Annotated in this window: 7 protein-coding genes; 2 read left to right on the top strand and 5 right to left on the bottom strand. The window is 33.1% G+C overall.

Annotation, left to right across the window (positions count from 1 at the left end):
- The first annotated feature begins 184 nt into the window (after positions 1–184).
- Positions 185–688, top strand: coding sequence for a hypothetical protein (locus CSUIS19072_RS08200; protein WP_086237312.1), 504 nt, complete (start codon positions 185–187; stop codon positions 686–688).
- On the opposite strand, the gene CSUIS19072_RS08195 is transcribed toward CSUIS19072_RS08200, so the two are convergent.
- From CSUIS19072_RS08195 to CSUIS19072_RS08185, 3 genes are read right to left on the bottom strand one after another with little or no spacing between them, the layout of a single operon-like run.
- On the bottom strand, positions 681–1973 hold the full coding sequence (locus CSUIS19072_RS08195) for an ANL family adenylate-forming protein (RefSeq protein ID WP_086237311.1): 1293 nt from the start codon (positions 1971–1973) through the stop codon (positions 681–683). The genes CSUIS19072_RS08200 and CSUIS19072_RS08195 overlap by 8 nt on opposite strands.
- Positions 1967–2662 (bottom strand): SDR family NAD(P)-dependent oxidoreductase, encoded by a 696-nt coding sequence (locus tag CSUIS19072_RS08190; protein ID WP_086293207.1) that lies wholly within the window; start codon positions 2660–2662, stop codon positions 1967–1969. The genes CSUIS19072_RS08195 and CSUIS19072_RS08190 overlap by 7 nt, the downstream gene beginning before the upstream one ends.
- Entirely contained in the window at positions 2655–2930 is a 276-nt protein-coding gene (locus CSUIS19072_RS08185) for a hypothetical protein (protein WP_201789981.1), read from the bottom strand. Before CSUIS19072_RS08185 ends, CSUIS19072_RS08190 begins: the two co-directional genes overlap by 8 nt.
- Before the next feature lie 107 nt (positions 2931–3037).
- On the opposite strand from CSUIS19072_RS08185, the gene CSUIS19072_RS08180 reads away from it, so the two are divergent.
- Complete coding sequence (locus CSUIS19072_RS08180; RefSeq protein WP_086237309.1) at positions 3038–3898, top strand: nucleoside-diphosphate sugar epimerase/dehydratase; 861 nt, start codon at positions 3038–3040, stop codon at positions 3896–3898.
- Here the strand turns inward: CSUIS19072_RS08180 and CSUIS19072_RS08175 are convergent.
- Positions 3888–4517, bottom strand: coding sequence for a class I SAM-dependent methyltransferase (locus CSUIS19072_RS08175; protein ID WP_086237308.1), 630 nt, complete (start codon positions 4515–4517; stop codon positions 3888–3890). The genes CSUIS19072_RS08180 and CSUIS19072_RS08175 overlap by 11 nt on opposite strands.
- 5 nt (positions 4518–4522) lie before the next feature.
- Entirely contained in the window at positions 4523–4879 is a 357-nt protein-coding gene (locus CSUIS19072_RS08170) for a diacylglycerol kinase (protein WP_086237307.1), read from the bottom strand.
- Positions 4880–5018 lie beyond the last annotated feature (139 nt).

Below are 5018 nucleotides of genomic sequence, written 5' to 3'. Positions count from 1 at the left end.
AGCTCAGATTTAACAAAACAAATTTGAACCAAATAGGGTTACCCTACGAAGTAGGGACTTTAGGTGGGTCAAGGGAGCGTAGCTCCCTGTCGCAAACGGCGACTTGTTGCCGTGCGAAGTAAAAACAGCCATAAAACATATCTTTAATGCTATAATACTCTTTTACAAAATTTTAAGGTGTGGTATGAAATTTGTATTTAAAGATTATAAGCTACTAAGCCCAAGTGAGAGCTTGGAGATTTTAAGCATTAGAAATAGCAAGGCAATTAGAGATATTAGCTTAGATGGCGGTATAATCGACATACAAACTCATAAAAATTGGATTTTAAATTTACCAAATAATTCATATTTTGCGATGATTTTTAATGATGAGATTGTGGGTGGGGTTAATTTTTATAATGGTTTTTGGGGGATTTTTTATAAAAGCGGGGTGGAGCCTTTGATTAAATCAGCCTTTGCTTATCTATTTTTATCAAAAATTTTAAAAGATAGCGATTTTATCTACTCTAAGATTAAATTAAACAATCAAAACGCCCTAAGATTTAATCAATTTTTTGGCTTTGAGATAGTCAAAAGCAATGAGATCTACACTTTGGAGTTAAAAAAATCCAAATTTAACTCATTAAATAACAGGCTAATTAATAGGGTAAAATCTCTAGCAGATAGTAGCAAGGTGGAGTTTATCTAAGTTTTCTATCTTTTTTAAAGCGGTTTGTGAAGGTAATTTCATCTACGATATTTATCTTAACTGGGATTTTATACCGCTCCAATCTAGCCTTACAATGCGATTTTATCAGCTCTTTGGCATTTGATTTAGCTAGATCGCACACTACATCGCACGCCACCATCTGACCTAAAATCTCACACGGCAAAGCATATACCAAAGCATCTTTTATCTCATCTAGCTCTAAAATACAGCTCTCAACCTCGCTAGCTAGAAGTTTCTTGCCACCTACATTTATAATCTCCTTGCTTCTGCCTATGATTTTTAAAAATCCATCGCCATCTTGCTTAACTAAATCCCCACTATCAAACCACTGATTATCACTATCTAAATTCATATAGCCTAAAAACATAGTTTTTGACTTTAAAAACAGCCTTCCATCTTTGATCTTATACTCATCTGGCTTTAGCTTAAAGTATGTTGATATTGATGATTTAGAAGTGGTGGGTAAAATCCCGCTCTCGCTCGTGCCAAAAGTCTGGATAAATTTAACCTTTTTAAATATATTTTTAAGCCTAATTAGTATATTTTCGTCCATTCTCTCTGTGCCGTAGGTGATGAGCCTAAGAGAGCTTAAATCATAATTTTCATACTCCTTAGTCATTAAAAGCAAATTTAAAAAACTAGGAGTAGTAGGTAGGATATGGGCTTTGTATTTTGATATTAAATAGCATATATTTTTAGGCGAAAAATCACTGGCTATAATGAGCGTTGAGCCGCTTAATAAGCCACTTAGCAAGGTATTTATCCCGCCGATATGGTCAAATAGCAAAAATAGAATAATCCTTAATGAATTTGCCCTTTTATCTGCGAAATTTTTTACCATATTATCTAGATTGTGAATTATAGCTTTTGGCTTATTTAGGGTTCCGCTAGAAAAGATTATTAAGCCACTTTGGTTATTTAGCTCTTTGATTTTATCGTGCTTTGGTGGATTTAGGCTTTTTATATTGATTTGGCTTTTTATCTCTATTAGTTTGTTTGCGTTTGAGCTTTGTAGATACTCATCTAAATTTGGGCTATCTGGTAGTAGTGCTACTATATTTTTATTTAGATAAAGTGCGATAAACATAGCGATACTCTCAAAGCTATAAATAGCCCTTAACGCCACTATATCGCCATTTGAAAGCTCATCTTTGATTAGTGATTTATAAAGATTAATCCTATCTATAAGGTGTTGATATGAGTGTTCTTTGCCTTTGTCTATTATGGCGATTTTATCTTGATTTGATTTTAGGGCTTTTAGCATACTCCACCTAGATATATGGTTTGGGCTGTTATAAATCTGCTTTTATCACTGATTAAGAAATCAACCCCATTTTTAATATCTTCAAATTCGCAATAATCTTTTATTATCAGTTTAGATAGCAAGCTATCTAATTTATCTTTTGGTAAGGCTTTTATAAGATTGGTTTTAGTAGGGCTAACTCCTAGAGCGTTTATCCTGATACCATAATATCCAAATTCCTTAGCGCTGATTTGAGTAAATTTTTCTATGGCTGATTTCATACTAGCATAGACTGCTTCGCCTTCTAAATTAAGCGGAACTGCGATACTAGAGATATTTACTATACTTCCTTTGCGATTTTTCATCATAATTTTAGCCACCTCTTTGGTAAATAAAAATGTAGTCCTAAAATTAACTCTATATATCTCATCTACCAAATCCAAATTTGTAGTGGCGATATGGTTTAGGGTGGTTGTGCCGATATTATTAATCAAAATATCTACTTTAAATTTACGCCCAATCTCTTTAATCATATCAATTACAGATTTCTCATCATTAGCATCTAATGTGTAATGATGGTAATTAGTGTGATTGATATTTGGGGTATTTCTAGAGCAGCCTATGATGGTATGACCCTCATCTAGATACAATCTAGCAAGAGCATTGCCGATGCCTTTGCTCGTGCCTGTGATGATAAAAACTCTACTCATTTAAAGACTTTTGGATATATTTAGATAGTGAGTTGATATTTATAAATGGCGAAGTTTTTTGGCTCATTGCTTTTTTATCAGATAGGCTAATATTTTTGCCAAATTTATCATATATTGCCTCTTCAAGCTCCACAACTAGCTCAAGCAGCCCAATACTATCAAATAAAGCATTAGATCTACCAAAAATATATGAATTTTCATCTACAATAGCATCTTTTTTGATGGTTTTAATCGTTTGAATTATCAAATTTTTAATCTCTATTTGCACGCCAACCCCCCCCCATATTTGTAAAAATATGCAAAAATTAGTATTAAATTGTATTAAATTTAACCTTTACATATGTTAAAATATATAAAAATAAAAAAGGTTTATATATGAAAAATATAGTTATTTTTGGCACTGGAGCAGCCGGTAGAGCCATACATAGAGCGGTTAATGATAGGGATAATATAGTAGCTTTTATAGATAATAACAAGCAAAAGCAAGGCAGTAAATATATGGATATTCCTATTTATAGCGTTGATGAGATTGTGAAATTGGAATTTGATTATATCTATATAGGTGGGATCTGGGTCGATGAGATGGAGGCTCAGCTTGTAAATTTAGGTCTAAAAGACAAAATCAAGCTTATAGAAGATAGGGATATCTCATTTTCAACCCCTGATAGAGAGCGTTTGACTGATGAGGTTATGCGAATTTTAGATGGGTATTTTAATCAGATTAATATGGATTATTTCATTTGTAACTCTGGGCTTATATCTATATTGCGTAGCAAGGCTTTAAGCGTAGTTAGCGATGTGGATTTATATGTGTTAAAATACAGCGATCTAGAGTATTTAGCTAGGAATTTGCCTGATTTATTAGGTAGTAAGTATCAAGTAAATTTGCGTTATATCCAAGATGATGGCTTAAATCTTAAGGCTGGAGATATAAAGCGAATTACCATCACAAATAGCGATGGGGTGGTTATCGATATTGGATTATTTGATAACTATGGTAAATTCAAGGTTTGCGACTATGATGATGGGAGATTTTTTTACTTTCCTAATGAGATTTTTGATGGTGGGCTAAAACGCTTAAATTATAAGGATTTTAGCCTAAGCGTGTTAAAAAACTACCACCAATATCTATGCTTTATGTATGGGGATAACTATATAGAAGTCCCAAAAAGATTTAGCTCAAATGACTATTTGAATTTAAAAACCAAATCCGAGCTAGATAGCCTTAATATCTAGCCACTACCCTTACGCAGACGCAACTTTCGTATTTGATGGGGGCAAATTTACTGCTCTCATCAATATAAACTATCTCAAAACCGCTATTTATCAAAGTTTGCCTTAACTCATCAAGCTCTATAAATCTACGATAATGATTATCAAATATAAATGCGTTTTTACTCACCTTCTTACCTAAGCCAAATTTCCCATCATTTACGCTTCTTGCTTCTATGGCTAAAATTCCATCGCTTTTAAGCAGATTTTTAACATTTTGTATAAAGCCACTTTGGCTACTATCATCTATAGCATGAAGTGTAAATCTACTATAGCAAATATCAAATTTATCGCTAATATCCAAAGAATTGGTAAAATCCCCACAAATCCATCTGATATTTTTATCCCTATTTTTTAAGCTATTAATGGCGATATTTGAGCTATCAATGGCAGTTACGCTTAGATTATTCTTGGCAAAATAGAGGCTATCTCTACCATTACCACAGCCAAATTCGATTAAATTTACAACGCTTTTATTTTTTATATAATTTTCATAGATGAAATTAGCAAAAAGCGTAGGCGTGGCAATATCTTTGTGTTCGTTTTTATAAAATTCATTCCAATATAGATTATCCCTAATCACAGCTATCACCAAAATATATTAAATAGCACCACAGCCCAGACCATCACAGCTAAGCAAATAGAGATAAACACAGCCGCACTACCGCAGTCTTTAGCCACTTTGGCTAGTGGGTGAAAATCCGGACTAACAAGATCCGCACACGCCTCAACAGCACTATTTAAGCACTCCATCGCAAGGATAAACAATAGACTCACCCCAAGGATAATCATCTGCATATAACTAACTGGCAAAAACCAAATAGCAATAAACAAAGGCAAAATTATAACCACCTCAATGCGAAATGACTTCTCGCTACACCACATAGCTTTTAAGCCGCTTAATGCGTAAATTGTATTATTGTAAAAGTGATATTTTGGTTTCATCGCTCTCCTTTTAGTCGATTAGAGTGAATTTATCAATGTTGTAATTATATCTTTTTATTATTTAAATCATCTTTGAATATATAAGATATTAAATCTGAGCGAAAGCTCAGCAACCTTAGAAGGCTTTTTCAAAATTTTT

The organism is Campylobacter sp. RM19072 (assembly GCF_024723485.1).
GTDB classification, from domain to species: Bacteria; Campylobacterota; Campylobacteria; order Campylobacterales; family Campylobacteraceae; genus Campylobacter; species Campylobacter porcelli.
This window is presented reverse-complemented; position numbering and strand designations above follow the sequence as displayed.

What these genes read in the sequence shown, in the direction of transcription:
- CSUIS19072_RS08180 (WP_086237309.1), top strand. Translation starts at nt 3,038, where the DNA reads ATGAAAAATATAGTTATTTTTGGCACTGGAGCAGCCGGTAGAGCCATA.
- CSUIS19072_RS08170 (WP_086237307.1), bottom strand. Translation starts at nt 4,879, where the DNA reads ATGAAACCAAAATATCACTTTTACAATAATACAATTTACGCATTAAGC.
- CSUIS19072_RS08200 (WP_086237312.1), top strand. Translation starts at nt 185, where the DNA reads ATGAAATTTGTATTTAAAGATTATAAGCTACTAAGCCCAAGTGAGAGC.
- CSUIS19072_RS08195 (WP_086237311.1), bottom strand. Translation starts at nt 1,973, where the DNA reads ATGCTAAAAGCCCTAAAATCAAATCAAGATAAAATCGCCATAATAGAC.
- CSUIS19072_RS08190 (WP_086293207.1), bottom strand. Translation starts at nt 2,662, where the DNA reads ATGAGTAGAGTTTTTATCATCACAGGCACGAGCAAAGGCATCGGCAAT.